The organism is Clostridium punense (assembly GCF_017874425.1).
GTDB lineage: Bacteria > Bacillota > Clostridia > Clostridiales > Clostridiaceae > Clostridium_J > Clostridium_J punense.
Genome location: NZ_JAGGLL010000020.1, coordinates 18074 through 34189 on the forward strand (window position 1 = coordinate 18074; position 16116 = coordinate 34189).

The following is a 16116-nucleotide window of genomic DNA, read 5'->3' on the forward strand; positions in this document are numbered from 1 at the left end:
AACATTAATATTTTACTAATAGTTTATTACTCAATAATTTTGATATACCTATATATGCTTTCTATCATATAATAATGCTGTATTTAATGCAATTAATCTACAATATAATTATTAAAGATAGAAGAGAACAAAAATATGTTCATACCTAAATATTCATTTCCAATTTTTAAGCTCTTTCACTTGTGTTATTTTCTTTATCTACTGAAACTTCCTGCTCTGGTAGTACTATATTGCATAATTGACCATGATAAGCAAATTTTACTCCAAAAAGATAAATAAGTATTCCCATAACTGCTAAGAATAAAATTATATATACTGGGCTTAATAATGTAGTTGGCAGACCATTATATAAAGTTAATGTTCCAAAGAACATAAATATTATTCCTGCTATCCATTTAATGTATGATTCTGGTACATGTTTACACATCCATGCACCACCTACAACACCTATACCATCAGCTACAAGCATACCTGCTGTTGTACCAAGAAGTATTAATATAGGACTTGAATTTTCTGCTGCTATACTTACAGTCATTAACTGGGTTTTGTCTCCCATTTCAGCCATAAAGAAAGCAATAGCCACTGTTACTATAGGTCCAAATTTTACTTTTTTCTCTTCCTCATCATCTAGTTTGTCTCCACGAATTGTCCATAGCCCAAAAGCTAGGAAGGAAACTGCTGCTACAATCTTTACTATGTCCATGGGAATTACATTACCTAGGTAACTTCCTACTGCAACTGCCATTGCATGATTCAAAACAGTTGCAATTAAAACTCCCATCATTACGTGCTTAACTTTGTATTTGCTAGCCATAGCCATAGCAAGTAATTGCGTTTTATCTCCCATTTCCGCAACTACAACTAATAATAATGCTTTGATAAATGATGCCATTTGTCATCCTCCTAATTAAATAATTTTAGCTTAAAATAAACTACCCTCCTTAAGTTTAACTTCCATTTTTGTTTTTAAAATAAATAAAGACTTTCAGCACAATAGAACATCCTGCTAAAAGCCTTTCTTAATGCACCATTTATTGCATCAAAAAAGACCTCTAGCACAATGAAAATATTGTGCTAAAAGTCTCACTTAACTAAGATTAGTTACGATAAAGCCAGACCAAAGGTCAGTATGTTGACTTTATCACCTTTTACAAGGCAGCTACTCCCTTTTAACGAAGTTATTTAATTTACAAGGTAATTATATTATAATGTATGTTGTTTTGTCAATTGATATTACATGTTTTGTGAATAATTATCTAAAACAATGGAATATCAATCCCTTTAATACATATTCCTAAAAAATATATATTCGTATAATTATCAATTGAAAATCTTTATCACTTTTAGCTAACCCTTATGTTTTCATACTTTCATATACGCTGTAATAGATTCTTACTAGTTATATTGTGACATATGATTACTGTAATTACATACCTGTACTTTTCATTACTTACCTGAAAATTAGTGTTCAGTGTTGAATAAATTTAGATTCTTTCCAAGGATAATTAATTCTCAAGAGTTCTTTAATGAAATACCTTTATTAATAGATGCCCTTATGTCCATGAAAATCAGGATATTTCACATAGAAATTCATATTTATAGTTTCAACCACAAAGCTGGGCGAACACCGCCTGTACATTTGCCATCGCTGATGTTACCTTTCAATATATTATTGCCTTGGATTCCTATATTACCGTCAGTGCCGAAGATGTATACAGCTTTTACATTAACGCGGCCAGGGGACCGAAGCCACCACCACCAACTTCCTTCTTTACCTAGAAGTCTTGCTAGTCTCTTACTGTTGTTTTCATCTTTTCTTTCAAACCAATATCTTTGATTTTTTCCTGGGTTTTGAAGTTTTGAACTGCTATCCCCGAAGTATTTACACACTTCCTCAAGGCTTAATAAAAATATACAATCTTTCGTATCTGCTCCACCCTTTGAACCATACCACTGATTATCAAGATTTTTATTTATTACTGGAATTATTCTTGATTTATCTGTTTCGTTAAATTTATCATAAAATTCGCCATTAAGATATTTTCTTAAGGCGCAGTCAGCCCATGTTATATCTTTATATGCATCATGATAAGGGCGTTGTTCTATAATTTCTTCAGTTATAACCAAAGCCATACCCTTTTGGATGTCAAGCACACGCCAATTATAACCACCGAATGATAAAAGTGAGTCAATTTTAATATCTTCCATTTAACCACTTCTTTCTTTGTAATAGCCAATCTGCCTGGCTAGAAATTGAAAAGATAAGAAAATCCTAAAAATAATAATTTACTCTTTAAATTAGATTTATCATTTCTTCTAATATCTAAAACTCTCTTGCATAAAGGATACCTTTTTTTATTGCTTCTGCTAGTCCCTTTGGATTTTCCCAAGCCATAGAATGTCCTGCTGATTTGACAATTTCAATATTTATCCTTTGTCTTTCCAACTCAGTTTTATCATCATCTGGTAAAGATTCTTCACCAAAAATAACCGTCCTTTTACATTGTAATGAATATAATATGTCACGCCATGATGGATCTCCGCCAGCAACTGCAGCCTTTGAAATTCTACTAATTGCTGTAGAAGAACAAACTGATAATGTAGCTGACCACATAGAATTTTCAATTGAATTTGAATTAACAACTTCATCAAATACACCATTGACGAAATCTGCTTCTTCACAAGTTCCAAATTCATAACTATATGAGCCTTCACTGCTTTTATCTAAATTAGCTTCACTAAGAATAATTGTTTCAACCTTATCTCTGCATTTATCTGCAAGTTCAAGTGCAATAGGCCCACCTAAACTATGTGCAAAAATAATAACCTTATTAAGTTTAAGATCTTGTACAAACTTATACAGATAGTCTGCATGTTCTTTTATACTATATAAATAATTATCAGGTTTATCACTAAATCCACTACCTAGTAAATCTATTAATATTCTCCTATGTTCAATTAAATCAGTTTGTGCTGCTACTTCAGGATAATCAAAAGACCCCGCACAGCCTAAACCATGAATAAATAATATTGGGGTATCTTTACCTGGAAAATCATGATACCTGATTTTATTGTTTTCATTATCTACTATATATTCTTTCATAATAACCTCCATGATAAAAATAAATTCTTTAATCTTCTTCTTAGTAAATTAGTATTTATGACTAATTATATTATTCTTCCATTATTCTCTTATATAAAAAGAGCAAGTATTTAAGAGTATGTTAGAAAACTTAAATACGCTTTATTTATTGAGCAGTTTCTCAATGTTAGTTAGTCTTTGTTTTACCTCTCTAATTGAGGTATTAAGCCATCCTATATAAAGGTCAATATTAAAAGAAAATTAACTCTCCCATAGATATGTTAAAATTCATAAGTGTTGTCCCATTAAATATAAAGATTTTTATCATCATAATTTACTACAAAGAATTGTTATACAAGTTTTATATTTTACGATAAAGGCATATCTTAAGAAGATTATAAACCTAAGACAATGCTTTTCTTCAAGATTAAAGCAAATAATTGTTTTCCTCATTTGCTAGTTCTATTGTTCTAATTTCATATGATTTGAACCCCAATGCAATAAATGGGTCAGTCTCTGCAATTTTAATTGCTTCATTTAAATCTTCTGCTAAGAAAATAACCATACCACCTGGATAATCTGTAAAAGGTCCACAGAGCATAAGTTTACCTTGTGATTTTAATCCTTTTAAATACTCAACATGCTTCTTTATAATTTCATTATTTAATGGTTTCTTATTGTTCATTAAATAAATAAATGTCATTACTTTCGCCACCTTTCTTACTTAGAATTGTTATATATGGTTGATTCCCACTATAAGAATGAGCTGAAATAAAAATAATGCTTATACTACAATATCCCAAACATACATATGAATTTTCTCTGTATTCAAGTTTTTCATAATCTCATCATCAGGAACATCATTTATAGTAATAAGCGTCGCTCCTAATTTTTCTATTGTTTTTCTTGAGGCAATATTATCATACCCAGAACCTATAAACAAACGCTTAAACCCATGAGCCAATGCCACTTTTTTAATAAGTTTACATGCTTTCATTGCGTAATTATGCCCAGAATAATCAGGGGAAACACCATAACTAAGATGGCCTCTTAAATATTGTCTGCGTGTACTGTCTACTGCAAAATAAATTGCACCTATATCTGTATTATCGCTGATATGTATTATTGAAAACCCGTATCTTGGTAAAATTCCTTTTTCATAATCTGGCAAGTCTTGACTTTTCAAAACTAATTTGATTTCGTCATCTTTTAAGTCATTAAATTCTAAAAACTGAAACATACATACCTCCACTAAAATTACCACCTACCCAAGGCTGTCAGTAAAAAAATATAATGTGTTTTGTAAGGCATAAGCATAGTGGAGTGTGTTTCTACCATTATCTTGAATTTCTCAAGTGAAATATAGGATACCTCTTTCACTTCATTATCGTAGAAGGAGTACTCCTCTAAAAGAATATCCTTTCTATAAAGGAACACATCCTCTATTTCATTTTCAATATATCCATTAACCTCTCCATACTCTCGACACGAAAAGAGATATTGGAGTTTATCTATTTCTAAATCAATGCCAAGTTCTTCTTTTCCTTCTCGTATAGCTGCTTCTAAAGATGTTTCACCTGCTTTAATATGTCCTGAAAACGAAATATCCATCATATTTGGGAACATAACTTGACTGTTTCTAGTTTGTAGTAATATCTCATCATTAGAATTAATAATCCATACACAGACACCTTTATGAATAAGTCCTTTTATATGAGTCTCGTATTTTTCCTCGGTCTTACCACATTTTTGGCCTAATTCATCATAAATATCAATCATTTCCATACAATACTTCCCCCTCATAAATCACCAGTTATCTTTAATTATATGATTCTTTTATTTCTCTTTTAGATTAAAAAAGCAAGTCTTCAGATGTATATTAGAAAACTTATATATACTCTGCTTATTGATAGAAAGTCCATGCAGAAGCTACATAACCTTAATATTTTGTAGTTTTAAGTTAATTATATTTATATGATTAAGACATATCTTAAGAATATTGTGAATTATATACTTGAATTTTATTATGTTCCAATAAGGTTATTATGACTACCGCATTGCTTGTACTTGTTCATCAATCCATTTGTATACATTGTTCATTTCTCCTTCATAATCATTATTAATCTCAAAAAACTTCGCATTATCTTTTTTACACAGTTCTTTCATTCGAGAATGGAGTTTAATAAAATTATCTTGGTTCATATAATCATCACAGTCTTTTTGTTCTATCTCACTTCTATGTTCAATAATTCCTGAATCAAAATGTTTCTCAAGATACTCCCTTGAAAAGCCTATATAGAGAGGGATTATTTGTTCTAAATATTCAGGTTCAAAATCCCTAATAAGCTCGGGAGGTAAATAGCACCCTTCAATAATGATGTGTTGTCTATTTTCAATATTAGTCATTACAATACCTTTTACTATTGGCCACAGTTTATATGAAAGTTCAAGATCATCATCAGTTGCCGAAAAATCACAATATTTACTTCCACGAATCAAACCCATTTTCACATGGTCTATAGACAAATATGGAATCTTATATTTTTCTAGTAATTTTTGAGCCATCAATGTTTTCCCAGTGCAACTAACTCCACCAATTAAAATAACCATAGTTATTTCCCTCCAAATATCAAATATATTTACAACTCAAAATCTTACCTTTATGTCATATGCTAACTTAAATATAATGTTTATTTCCTTGATATAATCATAAAATGCGGACTCATTTCCATGATTACATCTTCATTAATTGATTTTTTCACTTTACCGTACTATCTTTGTAATTCCATTCTACCATATTTTCACTGTAATAATATACCTATAACACTTACTTCCTACTACAATAAATTCAAAGGCATTTTACCTCTAAGACTTCGCCAAAGTGAAAGCTTTAGCTATTACGTGTCTACTTACTAGTTAGTTTTTAATTTTATGAGGATTTAAAATAAGCCACTAAGAAAGTTACTCCAGAGCTTAATAGCTCCTTGGTTACTTATCTTAGTAGCTTTATTTTTTAGTAGGTATATTAATCTTTAGACCATTCAAATACTGTAATTAAGTTACTCTTTAAGAAAAGCATAAATTAACTTCTATTTTTTGAGTGAAGATTAAGGGGAGTTTTCGTATTTATCAAGAAACTGATTATGTTCCTCTAATAACTTTAAAGAACATTTCCTCACAACTTTCCCTTTGTTGTTCCATCGCGACCATAAATTCACATACTCCTCATTAAATATTTTTTTTGATAAATTGCTGACAACTAGATAAGATGCGTATGAATGTGTATTTTTTTTATCTTTGTCATTGGATTGCTTTATAAATGAGTTTAGCAATCTAAGATTGGGATAATAAATTAATTCAGTGAGTTTAGCACGATATTCTAAATCAATACTATCTATTTTCCCATATTGTTGGTAATCTAAAATATGTTGAGCTTCATGTTTTAAATATGAAACCTGAAATGCTGAAGTATTGATTTTGTTTTTATAAGAGCTTCTTACACAAAATAGTTCACCATCTCTTGATGACCAACCACCTGTACCAATTTTTCCAAATGATATAAAATCTAGCCAACTTCTTGAAATAAATCCATCCATCATATTTATAGTGACCTTTTGAACTGCACAAGGTATCTCAACTTCATGGATAACCTTTTCAGTGTTTTTCCAAATATATGGTCCATATAATATTCCTGTCATACCACCAAGGAAGCAATACCCTTGTTGCTCTACTATTTTTCCGATTAATTCTTCACATTGCTCAAAATCATCAACGGCAACAATTTTCAATATTTCCAACAGCTTGTCCTGTAGTGAATTTCTAGCATCAATCTCACTTATTCCATCCCAAAAATAATCAGCATAATAATTTGAGTACGCATTAAGTACATTATTTAATAAACTATTATTCGTCTTATTTTTAAATATTCTATTTTTAAATACTTTATAATACCGCTTAATTTCTATTTGCTTATTATCTAATTCCTGAAGATACTTCACTGCGTCATGTAATTTACCTTGAATTAATAAGCCATAAAAATCCATATTTTTGTTATGGCTTGCCATGTATAGAACCTCCTTTACAGTATATAACCCGTAAAATTGCTATTATCTTTAATATATAAATTTTTTTCACTCTAAAATTATGAAAGCAAGTTTCTTAAATTAAATTACTATGCTTGAATATGCTTTATTTGTTGGTAGAATTTCTGTGTTGAAACTACATAACCTTCATAATCTTGCAAGCTTAAATTATAAATCATTTTGTTGTAAATATTTTTTTGCTTCTTTAATTGCCACTAACTCTCTTTGTTTTATGTACTCTTCATACTCAGTTTCTTCCTCAAGAATTTTAATAGCGTCATCTATGGAATACCATTCCACCTGATACCCTTGTTCCAACTCATCTGGCATGAAATTTGGCTCTTGTATTTCTCCAACAACTTTTGTAAGGTAAAAATATGTAATTTGCTTCATTTTTCTTTGCTCTAAATTTTCATTAACTATCCCTAATTCACTAATGATTTCAACATTTGCTCCTGTTTCCTCTTTTAACTCTCGATATAAAGCTTCTTCCATATTTTCATTTGCATCCACTCCACCACCTGGCAACATATGAAAATACATGTTTGTTAAATTCATTAGAATTATTTCTTTTTTATCATTTAATACAATACCAGCAGCTCTATTTCTTTCTCTAAAATCACCCTTTATTTCTTTTCCAAAAGTATTTAATTTTATCATTTTCTTCCCCTTTTTCTCAATCTAAATTTATGAACTAGTTGTTCTGCCAAAATCTAGCACGCAATAAATTCCTTCCCTATCCAGACTCTACCTCATTAGGGAATATGGGTTGAAGTCTCAAATGCTTGACCACTACTAACCAAAGTGAATTTGAGTGCATTGTTTCTACAAACAAATGTTATTTTACTTCTATTCTACCATATAATTACTGTAATATTATACCTGTATTTTTCATAACTTGCATAAAAATTAAGTCACAGACAATTTACAGCTAAGACTTAAAGGTTGCGAACGCTTTAGCTAAAGGTTATCCGCCTATTTAGTGAGTTAAAATTTTAAGAGATATAAAAATAAGCCACCGAGAAAATTATGCCAGAGGATTCTAGCTCCTTGGTGACTTTTCTTAGTGGCTACTTAAACTTTCTCGTAAACCTGGGGTTTATATCCAACTCTTTATATTTTTCCGTGTAGTTAAATAGATATTTGAAAGATATGAAAAAGCTATACCTAAAATTATGATACTTCAATTATACAAATGTTAGAATTTATTTAATGAACTCCTTCGCTTCATTTAGTATTCTTTTCGAGCTCTCAAATTGAAAAACATTCATTGCTTCCTCATATGTCATTAAATAAACACCTTCTAATTCCTTTTCTTGGCAACATAGTTGCTGGTTATCATATTCTGAAACGAAATATATTATTTTTTTAATCACATCTTTCTCATTTGAAATTGGATATTCATCAGTTGTCCTAAACCCAGGAAGAATTTGTGTTTTTATACCTACTTCTTCATATATCTCTCTTAATGCAGCCTCTTCTTCAGTTTCATTTCCTTCAATATGACCCTTTGGAAATCCATAAAATCCTTCTAAGGATTTCACAATAACGAAATAGATAGCATTGTCTTTGCGTGTAAATACTACAGCTCCACTCGATACTTCATATTGCATAACGCACCTCCGTCAAATTACTATTTATCTTTAATATATATTATTTTTCTTTTGCTCTCTTAAATTCGGAGAGCAGGTTTTTCAGAGTGTTTTAGAACGCTTGAATAAGCTTTATTTATTGGTAAAAAGGCTATGCTGAAACTGCATAACCTTCATATTTTTATATATTTAATTAATCATAACTCTATGGTTAAGACATACTTTAAAAATATTGTAGAAAAAACTTCCTATAGATTACGCTTGTACTGTTCGTTACTTTATAGGTATCTGGAGTTCAGTTATATACTCATCTGGATTTTCTGTAGCCCATTCACCTTTATGATATATCTCTCTCACCGCACCATCAGCAAGATAGTTATTGTGCTTTATCCATTCAAAGAGGATATCAAAAGTTTTGCCAATAGTTGCAAATGGACCGTTGTGAACAATACACGCCATTTTTTCAACTCTCGGAAGCTCGTAGACATTTACTTCTTCATTGCCCTCAAAGGACTTTGTAATTGGTTCAGCTATCTCAACATCAAGGTTTTGTTCATCATACATGACGTTCCATTTCCTTAAATCCCACCACCCTGAGTGGTAAAGCATAAGGCATGGAATTGTTCGTTTTACACCTTTTTTATCAATGTACTCATTTACAGTAGGCCACATTTTCTCTAAGTTTTCATCGAAATCCTTTTTGTCAAAAACCTTGCGTATTGATGCAACAAGAATTGGCTCAACCTTTTTTATACTTATTTCATTCATGTGTGAAATGCCTCCATTCTTTATTAAAAAGATATTTGTATGGAGACGTTCAAGTCTGTTATATTCATTAGCCAAAGTTGTCTCAAGAAGAGCTGCTTTACTCTCGAGCATTTCAATTAGCATAGGCACAGAAATACCATTATTCAAGATATTGGCGACTTCTTCCAATACAAACCCGGCATCCTTTAATGCTAATATTTTATTCACGATTACTATCTGCGAAGCATCATAATAACGATAACCAGTGAGTTTATCAACCGTCATTGGTACAAGAATTTTAAGTTTTTCATAATGGTATAGAGTATCAACCGATAAGCCGCATAGCTTTGAAAACTCACCAATTTTGAACAAAATATCATCTCCTAACAGACTCTACAGGTGTGCACCCCTGCCGTCTGTAAATAGAATACACCTTTGGGTGACCCAAGAGTCAATAGATATTTTTAAATCTTTGTAAATTACATAAATAATTGGTAGTTCCCCTTATTTTACTACTACCAATTATTATACTTGTTCTACAGTATAATTGCTGTAATAAAATGACTATACTTTTTCATCACTTACATAAAAACTAAAGTTGTATTACTTTAACTATAGAAATTGGATTTGTGAGCTTAGTACTTTACTTAATTCTCTAACTCTAGATAGCAAAATAAAAGCATTTGCATCATAGTAAACTTTTTATGACTCTCGTTAAAGCAGTATCCCAAGGTCTTGACTCAATCACTCTAATACCATTCTGATTACAAGTATCTGCTATCCACTTTCCGTATGCAATACTTATTTCGGCTCTGTAATGTTGTAAATCCCCACCTTCTCGTGATAAATAATTCTGCAATATTTGATTTATGTCTGATTCATTCACAAAAATTGATTTTACCTCTGGATTATCGAAAGCTATTGTAAGCTCGGGATAAATAAAATCGCCCTCAATAATAATAGGTAATTTATCTTCAATATGCCTGTTTACAAGCTGTTTCAATATCGGAATCATTTCTTTGCTTACATCAATCAACCAGTTTACATTGCCTTCAACCCCCACATTATTCCAATTTAAACCAGTATCCCAATAATGTATTGCAGGAAAACTATCTTTTGTTGTAACCGTTTTTACAGATAGATGAACATCATCTACTTCCAAAACATTTACACCATAGAATCGAGCAATTTCATAAGCTATGCTTGATTTTCCTATTCCTGAAGCTCCACCTATAAATAAAACTGTCCAGTTTCTATCATTATTCATTTATTAAACTCCCTTCTAAATTCCTATTTATCTTTAACTATATAATCCTTCTATTTCTCTTTTTATTAAAAAGGAAAGTTTTTAGAGTATGTTATGAAGCTTAAATATGCTCTATGTATTGGCAAAAGGCTATGCAAACCCCATATACTCTTTATATTTTTGAGAATTTAAATTAATCATATTTCTATGATTAAGACATATTTTAAGGTCACTTTTCATTATTTCATAGTGTTATAAGTTTTAAACAACTCTATTATTTTTTTAAAACTTTCCATTTAATTTAGTTCCTTTTGAAGTCCAATAATTGAAAATGTTGTTTCACTATATTTTTTATCTCCAAAAATCCCTATTATTTTATCAAATCCATTATTTGTCCAAAAACGGAGTCCTTTCCAATTTTTCAAGTAAACACTTAGTCCAATTGATTTCCATCCCTGCTTTTTACATTCATTACAAATCGATTTAATTGCATAACATTTTTCAAACACCAGTCTTTTGATGAATTGATTTAGCACCAAAATCGTCTATACAAACTAATTCAGATTGTACAATATTATAAAGTTTAACTATTTCTTTTTATATTCCTTCCAATTTCAATACCCAAAAACATTCCTTTAGGCGCACATATAAGTGCATTCAGTATATAATAACTGGTAATTGAACCTATTACAAATCCAATCATCATACCTTCAGATTTATAATTTTTCTTGTCATTTTTCTTCATCACTTTTATCATTGTAACAATAATTGTACATACCACTATAACTGTGAATATTACTTGTATTATATGATTCATATCCTTAACTCTCACCCCTAGCTTCAAATTTACAAATTAAATTTATATAAACAGAAAACATATTAACTTGTTTGGATGAAATACTTTTGATCAAGTAATTCATGTTAATAATCCTCCTTTTAATTCACCTTAAAAAATTCATTATCAATATACTTCATTTCAGACTCAACTCTCAAAGACAATAAATGGTACCATCATCTCCTGCTTGGTCATTCCTGCATGATTCGATAGGAACTGTTTGGATTTAGTGCTATAGGCAATGCCCTTGTCTCCAATGGCAACTGCCAAAAAATCTCCAATAAACTCCTCAAATTTCCTATGGGCTTGACCCTCTCCAAATAAATTCCCTTCTATGACTTCCGCTTTTGAAAATAATAAAAAACCATTGCCAAAGGCTTTGTGAAATTCTTCTCTAAACTGCAGTCTATACTCTTCTTTTACATAAAAGCAAGTGGCTCTACTTTCAATAGAAATTGGTCTTACTAGCATCTTTAAAAGCTGGGGATAATCGCTAACAAACTTATAATTCAAATTAATATGCCCATGGTCAGCAGTTACAATAACAATAGTATCCTTTATCCTCTGGCACATTTCTTCTATGCCTTCATTTAATTCTTTCACCCATGAAGTCACCTCACTACTATAGCAACCATATTTATGCATAGCTGCGTCAGGCTGAGGAAAGTAAGCATAGATATACTTGTCTCCAGAAAGATTACAAAGTCTCTCTACCTCTTTGAACATTTCAATATGTGACGTAACTTTATTAGTGCCAAAGGGTGACACACTATAGGCAGTAGCATTACCAGTTTCATTGATAATACTATATATATTTTTATAAGGAATTATTTTTCCAGCCACATGATAATCAGCAGCTTCTTCCTCACTATCTTCTACTTTATTAATAAAAGCATTAACAATCTTGTCTATTTCACTAAAGTATAAACTCCAACCAAGCCACCCATGTTCCTTAGGTGTTAATCCACTTTCAATAGAAGTTGTTGCCGCAGTTGTAGTAGGTGGAAACACTGTAGATATTTCTGCCACGAGATGTCTTCTAAGAAAACTTCCTTTATCAAGATGGTTTTCTAATGCATTTATGCCTAATCCATCTAATAACATGACCACTACATTTTTATAATTTTTCTTTAAATAGTTATCAAATATTTCTAATGTTTCATGGTGGTTTTTTGCTCCGTAATGTTTCAACACTGAGCAAGATAAATTTACAATTGAATTTCTATAGTCTGGATATTTTATGTCCATATAATGCCTCCAATCTTTTTCTTAACATTGCCCCGTAACAGAAGAAAATTACGAAGTAATACTTGATTTTATTTTTTCATAAACAGATCCTACTAAAAATCCAATTGAAGTCACAACAATTACTCTTGTAATAAATGAAGAAACTTTACCAAATCTTAAATCAACCAATACCCCCCAAATAATCGGAACTATAGATATTCCTATTAAACGTCTTTGCCATATTTTCATTACATTTCCCACTACAAATTTAAAAATAATCTCTGTAATTAATTACTATAGCGTACTATCTTTGTTATTTTATTCTACCACATTTTAACTGTAATAATATACCTATTACATTTACTTGCTCCTAAAATAAATTTAAAGACATTTTACCCCTAAGCCTTCACCAAAGTGAAAGCTTTAGCTATTGCTTCTCTTCCTATTAGCTAAATTTAAATTTCATGCCACATAAAAATAATCCACTAAGAAAACTCCTTCAAAGCTTAATGAATAGCTCCTTGGTATTTTTCTTAGTGGCTTTATCTTTTAGTGAGTATGTTAATCTTTAAACCATCCAAACACTGTAATTAAGCTGCTTTTCAAGAAAATTGTGATACTAAATACCGTAGAATTCATTGCTAAATAATACGATATCAATAATAATTATTTGATTTTATTTTTAGTGATTTAATAAGAAGGACCCTAGATTACTTAATTGTAGATTATTCTTGTAATGACAGCAATCTTTCAATTTCATTCTTAATTTTATTTATATAATCTTTTCTTACTTCATCGCTTGGTCTTCTAGATTCATCAAATAACTCGCTATTAGGTAGTTGATAAACCGAGCTTACTATAGGAGTATCGCCCTTCACTCTAGGGTATAAATGCCAATGAATATGAGGGCAGCCATTTCCAAGGAGCTCATAATTCATTTTATCTGGCTTAAACACATTTGAGACAGCTTCTGCAACTATAGACATTTCTTCAAGGTGTTTAATTTTAAAATCATGGTCTAAATTATGTAATTCTGGGCCATGTTCTTTACAGTTAAAAACTGTATATCCCTTGAATCTCTGAAACCATCCTAAGATAACATATCCAGTTTCAAGTTCCATAATAAAATATGGATCATTTGTAATATTCTTTTGATGTTCACACATCTTACATTTCATATTATAATCTCCTAACTTAATTTGTAATAATTTACTACACCAACTATTAAACCAATTTTATTTCCCCATATAATTGCTGTAATAATATGCCTATGTCTTTTCATTACTTACATAAAAACTAAAGTTCTATTACTTCAACTCTAGAAATTTGAATTTGATGAATTTCCCATTATACTCATACCTCTTTTTGATAATAAACAGATTCCTTATCTCTATACATTTCCAAATATCCAAGTTTTTTATAAAATGAATTTGTTCTTATATTCCAAACCGGAGTTTCTAAGCGCCATTTTGTAATCTTGGGAAACATCTTTTCAATATATTTCATTGATTCTAATCCAAAACCTTTTTTATACTCATTTGGATCTATGAATATTCTTCCCACATACATAATTTCCTTATTTTTTTTATCTTGGAATAAAACAGCTCCGCCAATGAGATGCTCCTCCTGCTTTATAGTGTATAAATTATGACTTAACATCATTTTTTATGCCATTTTTCAGAATCATAATTGGGTGGCCCTCCTACCTCATCGGCACCTACCATTACGTCTGTATCGAAAGCTTTCTTAGAAATATTGGTTACTATTTTGATTTCTTCTGGACTCGCTAATTTAATATACAATTCACTCATCACCCTTCTTAAAAATCTAATATCATCCAATTCTATAACTCTTTTTATTTAGTACATCTATATATTCGCGCCCATTATTATTCCAACACTCAACTTCAGTAATATCTACTTCAATGAGTACCGTATTTTTATATTTAGCCCAATACATAAATTCCTTATCAAGATACTCACATCTCTCTAAAATTTCTTTATTTTCATCACTTGATGGATGTCCTAATATGACTGCTCTTCCTTGTATTTGTACATTGTTAAAACACATTGCAACTAAAGGATTTTTAATAATTTGTTTATATTTCTCATAGGCTTTCGAAGTCATAAAATATATTTTCAATTCATTTGATGTACAGTAAACAGTTCTAGCAGTAACTTTTCTATTTTCGCAGGTTGCTAATACAATATTTTTTTGTTCTTTTAATCGCTCAATTATTTTAGCCTTCATCTCTGTATAGTCTAGACTCTTCATTACTTTTCACCTCACTAAATTCAAATAATCTTCCATACAAATTCCTATTTATCTTTAACTATATGATCCTTCTATTTCTCTTTTCGATTAAAAATAAAAGCTATATTAACTCTCTTCTCCCATAAACTAATATAGTTAACAAATGTTATAAGCAAATTGTGAATTAGATATTATAAAAAAGTATAATTTTTACTCAACCATTGGATTTAATAAAGCCATATGAATATGATCTTCCCATTTTCCATTAATTCTTTGATATTTTTCAGATAACCCTTCGTTTTTAAAATTAAGTTTTTCCAATACTTTTAATGAAGGAATATTTTTAGGCATTACTGTAGCCTCAATTCGATGAAGTTTATATTCATCAAACATAATTTCTATTCCTTTCTCTAATGACTCTGTTATGTATCCTTTATTTATTTCTTCAAAATCAATACTATATCCAACATAGCATGATAAGAAAAATCCCTTAATTATGTGACTAAAGCAAATTGTCCCAATTATTTTCTCAAAATTTGCATCTGATTTTTTGAAAATCCATAGTCTTAATTGTTTTTCATTCTCTATATCAATTAATTCCTGCTCTATTGCTTTCTTACGACTTTCTACTTTATAAAAATTCTCACTTCTTAATGGGTCAAACTCTTTTAAATGTTCTCTGTTCCTATTAAAATAATCTAATACTGATTGAGCAAATGTGCCATCAATAACTCTTAAAATAAGTCTTTCAGTTTCATACACTTTATACATAACAATCCCCCTTGTAATCCTTCATAAGTCAGTTATAGTTCCCCATAATTTACTATAACGTACTATCTAACTAACTCTATTCTACCATATAATTACTGTAATAATATACCTATACCTTTTCATTACTTACCTAAAATTAAGTCAAAGCTAATTTGCAGCTAGGACTTGAGGGTGGCAAAAGCTTTAGCTAGAGATTGTCTAACTAGATTTAGTTGCGTTTAAACTTTATAAGATATGAAATAAGCCACTAAGAAAGTTACTCCAAACTTAATAAGTCTTTG

At 30.2% G+C, this 16116-nt stretch carries 21 protein-coding genes and 1 riboswitch; all 21 genes read right to left on the minus strand.

Annotated elements, in window-relative coordinates; translation table 11 throughout:
• Positions 1-166 precede the first annotated feature (166 nt).
• Positions 167-892, minus strand: coding sequence for a TMEM165/GDT1 family protein (locus J2Z44_RS13025; protein WP_021285407.1), 726 nt, complete (start codon positions 890-892; stop codon positions 167-169).
• Positions 893-1088: 196 nt separating this feature from the next.
• Positions 1089-1180, minus strand: a riboswitch (yybP-ykoY riboswitch).
• Positions 1181-1596: 416 nt separating this feature from the next.
• Positions 1597-2208 carry a DUF6273 domain-containing protein gene (locus J2Z44_RS13030; protein ID WP_021285406.1) on the minus strand — a complete coding sequence of 204 codons (612 nt, stop codon included), beginning with the start codon at positions 2206-2208 and terminating at the stop codon, positions 1597-1599.
• Between the two features lie 115 nt (positions 2209-2323).
• Complete coding sequence (locus J2Z44_RS13035; RefSeq protein WP_021285405.1) at positions 2324-3103, minus strand: alpha/beta fold hydrolase; 780 nt, start codon at positions 3101-3103, stop codon at positions 2324-2326.
• Positions 3104-3509: 406 nt separating this feature from the next.
• A complete protein-coding gene (locus tag J2Z44_RS13040) occupies positions 3510-3785 on the minus strand; it encodes a YciI family protein (protein ID WP_021285404.1) in 276 nt (91 codons plus the stop codon).
• Between the two features lie 81 nt (positions 3786-3866).
• Positions 3867-4334, minus strand: a complete 468-nt coding sequence (locus J2Z44_RS13045; RefSeq protein ID WP_209649645.1) for a GNAT family N-acetyltransferase — start codon at positions 4332-4334, stop codon at positions 3867-3869.
• Between the two features lie 5 nt (positions 4335-4339).
• Positions 4340-4867, minus strand: a complete 528-nt coding sequence (locus J2Z44_RS13050; RefSeq protein ID WP_021285402.1) for an NUDIX hydrolase — start codon at positions 4865-4867, stop codon at positions 4340-4342.
• A gap of 264 nt (positions 4868-5131) precedes the next feature.
• Positions 5132-5692: a hypothetical protein gene (locus J2Z44_RS13055; protein ID WP_021285401.1), complete on the minus strand. Its 561-nt coding sequence runs from the start codon at positions 5690-5692 to the stop codon at positions 5132-5134.
• Between the two features lie 497 nt (positions 5693-6189).
• Positions 6190-7146 (minus strand): hypothetical protein, encoded by a 957-nt coding sequence (locus J2Z44_RS13060; RefSeq protein WP_021285400.1) that lies wholly within the window; start codon positions 7144-7146, stop codon positions 6190-6192.
• Between the two features lie 186 nt (positions 7147-7332).
• Positions 7333-7824 carry an NUDIX domain-containing protein gene (locus J2Z44_RS13065; protein ID WP_021285399.1) on the minus strand — a complete coding sequence of 164 codons (492 nt, stop codon included), beginning with the start codon at positions 7822-7824 and terminating at the stop codon, positions 7333-7335.
• Positions 7825-8369: 545 nt separating this feature from the next.
• Entirely contained in the window at positions 8370-8777 is a 408-nt protein-coding gene (locus tag J2Z44_RS13070) for a bis(5'-nucleosyl)-tetraphosphatase (protein WP_021285398.1), read from the minus strand.
• 252 nt (positions 8778-9029) lie between these two features.
• Entirely contained in the window at positions 9030-9875 is an 846-nt protein-coding gene (locus J2Z44_RS13075; RefSeq protein ID WP_021285397.1) for a MerR family transcriptional regulator, read from the minus strand.
• A 316-nt stretch (positions 9876-10191) separates the two neighbouring features.
• Positions 10192-10770, minus strand: a complete 579-nt coding sequence (locus J2Z44_RS13080; protein WP_021285396.1) for a hypothetical protein — start codon at positions 10768-10770, stop codon at positions 10192-10194.
• Positions 10771-11045: 275 nt separating this feature from the next.
• Positions 11046-11174, minus strand: a complete 129-nt coding sequence (locus J2Z44_RS21845; RefSeq protein ID WP_278245315.1) for a hypothetical protein — start codon at positions 11172-11174, stop codon at positions 11046-11048.
• A 158-nt stretch (positions 11175-11332) separates the two neighbouring features.
• Positions 11333-11566 (minus strand): hypothetical protein, encoded by a 234-nt coding sequence (locus J2Z44_RS13085; protein ID WP_021285394.1) that lies wholly within the window; start codon positions 11564-11566, stop codon positions 11333-11335.
• 165 nt (positions 11567-11731) lie between these two features.
• Positions 11732-12832: an alkaline phosphatase family protein gene (locus tag J2Z44_RS13090; RefSeq protein ID WP_021285392.1), complete on the minus strand. Its 1101-nt coding sequence runs from the start codon at positions 12830-12832 to the stop codon at positions 11732-11734.
• Positions 12833-12880: 48 nt separating this feature from the next.
• Entirely contained in the window at positions 12881-13060 is a 180-nt protein-coding gene (locus J2Z44_RS13095; protein WP_021285391.1) for a hypothetical protein, read from the minus strand.
• Between the two features lie 476 nt (positions 13061-13536).
• A complete protein-coding gene (locus tag J2Z44_RS13100) occupies positions 13537-13989 on the minus strand; it encodes an HIT family protein (protein WP_021285390.1) in 453 nt (150 codons plus the stop codon).
• A gap of 175 nt (positions 13990-14164) precedes the next feature.
• Positions 14165-14473, minus strand: coding sequence for a GNAT family N-acetyltransferase (locus J2Z44_RS13105; RefSeq protein WP_209649648.1), 309 nt, complete (start codon positions 14471-14473; stop codon positions 14165-14167).
• Positions 14470-14622, minus strand: coding sequence for a hypothetical protein (locus J2Z44_RS13110; RefSeq protein WP_161624489.1), 153 nt, complete (start codon positions 14620-14622; stop codon positions 14470-14472). The genes J2Z44_RS13105 and J2Z44_RS13110 overlap by 4 nt, the downstream gene beginning before the upstream one ends.
• 22 nt (positions 14623-14644) lie before the next feature.
• The gene (locus J2Z44_RS13115; protein WP_021285387.1) at positions 14645-15085 is read right to left on the minus strand and encodes a pyridoxamine 5'-phosphate oxidase family protein; all 441 of its coding nucleotides are present in this window, start codon (positions 15083-15085) and stop codon (positions 14645-14647) included.
• A 189-nt stretch (positions 15086-15274) separates the two neighbouring features.
• The gene (locus J2Z44_RS13120; protein ID WP_021285386.1) at positions 15275-15835 is read right to left on the minus strand and encodes a GNAT family N-acetyltransferase; all 561 of its coding nucleotides are present in this window, start codon (positions 15833-15835) and stop codon (positions 15275-15277) included.
• Between the last annotated feature and the right edge of the window lie 281 nt (positions 15836-16116).